This is a genomic window from Brevibacterium sp. FME17 (genome assembly GCF_014897515.1).
Classification (GTDB): domain Bacteria; phylum Actinomycetota; class Actinomycetes; order Actinomycetales; family Brevibacteriaceae; genus Brevibacterium.
Genome location: NZ_JABUYD010000059.1, coordinates 1 through 1661 on the forward strand (window position 1 = coordinate 1; position 1661 = coordinate 1661).

At 61.4% G+C, this 1661-nt stretch carries 1 protein-coding gene; it reads right to left on the bottom strand.

Annotated elements, in window-relative coordinates:
- Nucleotides 1-145: 145 nt before the first annotated feature.
- Nucleotides 146-1537 carry an IS1380 family transposase gene (locus INT40_RS20270; protein WP_193073270.1) on the bottom strand — a complete coding sequence of 464 codons (1392 nt, stop codon included), beginning with the start codon at nucleotides 1535-1537 and terminating at the stop codon, nucleotides 146-148.
- Nucleotides 1538-1661: the final 124 nt, after the last annotated feature.

The window sequence follows — 1661 nt, forward strand, 5'->3', positions numbered from 1 at the left end:
CCTCGATCCACCGATCTAGGCTGAAGCTGCACGCTGGTCTGGATTTCGGTGTTTGGGCAGGTTCCGGGCAGGAGGGATCGCCGGGCCTCGCTACCCGGAGAGTTCCACTACAAATCCTCGTATCGCGCCGTTGCTGGCTGGTCGGTCAGGCCACAGCTTGACCAGGTGGAGCATTCGCTGCAGCGAACAGGCGTGTCCATTCCGTCTCCCACGGCCAGTCTTGCGGCAGGTGAAGCCTCACCCGCCGGGCTGAGGTCGCAACTCGGGCCGGAACACTGATCAACTTGGTCCGAATAGTTGCCGTCGTGGCCTTGGTTAGCCTTTCTCCGGCGACCGTGGCTGCTGCCCGGGTGAGGTTGAACGCGATGACGGCCAACACCAGCCAGGCAGCGTTGGCATTGATCTTGCCCGACGGCAGATGCGCCAAAGCACTGTTCTTCACATCCGAATTCACCTGCTCGATCACCGCATGACCGCGATGAATCTTGTCCGCGGTGACCATATCGAGATCGCTGGTGGTGAAAAACGGGTGGAACCGGTACGTGTCGAACAAGGTCGGGGCATCGACGTCTTTCGGATTGAGCTCGGGAATCCGACGCACCACCAAACGCCCTGTGACTTGCTCGCTTTTCTTTCTCGACACGAACGCCGTGAAGTCGATCTCAGCAACCTCAGCTGATGAGATCCACCGCTGGTTGTCTTCGTCATAGATCGCGTTCGTGTACTCAATCGTCTGCCACGCGTCCTCATCGATGGCCGCGATCGTCTTCTTCACATGCGCATCCATGCGCGCGGTCACCGACACATCAGCCCCACCGGTGATCGCCGCCGTGATCGCAGCGTGTCCGTAGTAGGCCGAGTCGGCTCGAAACAGGACCCGTGCCCGGTCCAGGCCGTGTAAGCGTCGGGTTGTGGCCAGGGCGTCGCTGATGAGGCGTGCTGCCCCGCGTGGGGATCCGACCGCGCCTTCGCGCAATCGTTGAGCGGTGATAATCGGGGCCGAGGTGGGTGTGGACACGGTGGACAGGATGGCGTTGAGGCCACGGACTCCGGAGTACCCGTACCCGGAGCCTTGCTTCTGATGTCCGTGGACTTCAACGATCGTGTCGTCAACATCAACGTAGACGTAGTCGTCGGGGTCATGGGCAATCAGCGGGGCGTGGGTACTCAGGCTGGTCAGGGCGCGGGAGGCGATGGCATCGAGTTGGCGAACATGGCCGAAGGTGAATGTCCGCAGGAAGGAACCCAGGGTCGAGGGCGCGTATCGGCCGGTGAAGAGCGTGTTCATGCCGCCGTGGCGCAGCAGGGCCATGTCGTCGATGGAATCGGCACCGGCGATCATTCCCGCTACCAGCGAGGTCACCTTCGCTCCTGCATTGGCGCCTTTGTCTGTGGGCACGGTGAGGTGTTTGTCGGCCAGAGTGTGGAGACCGGCTGTGTCGGCGAGGTTGAGGATCGGGAGCAGGCCGGATGCCGACACGAGGTTCGGGTCGTCGAAGGTCGCGGATATTGCTGCTGGAGTGTGAGAGACTTTCACCTACGAGATGCTCCTTGATCTGGTCGGAAATGTTGCTGTCGCAAGTTCCATTTTCCCTGATCACAGGGGCATTCTCTCTATCGGCACGCCGCTATCGGCCCAGCCTCATCGGTGGATCCAGGCT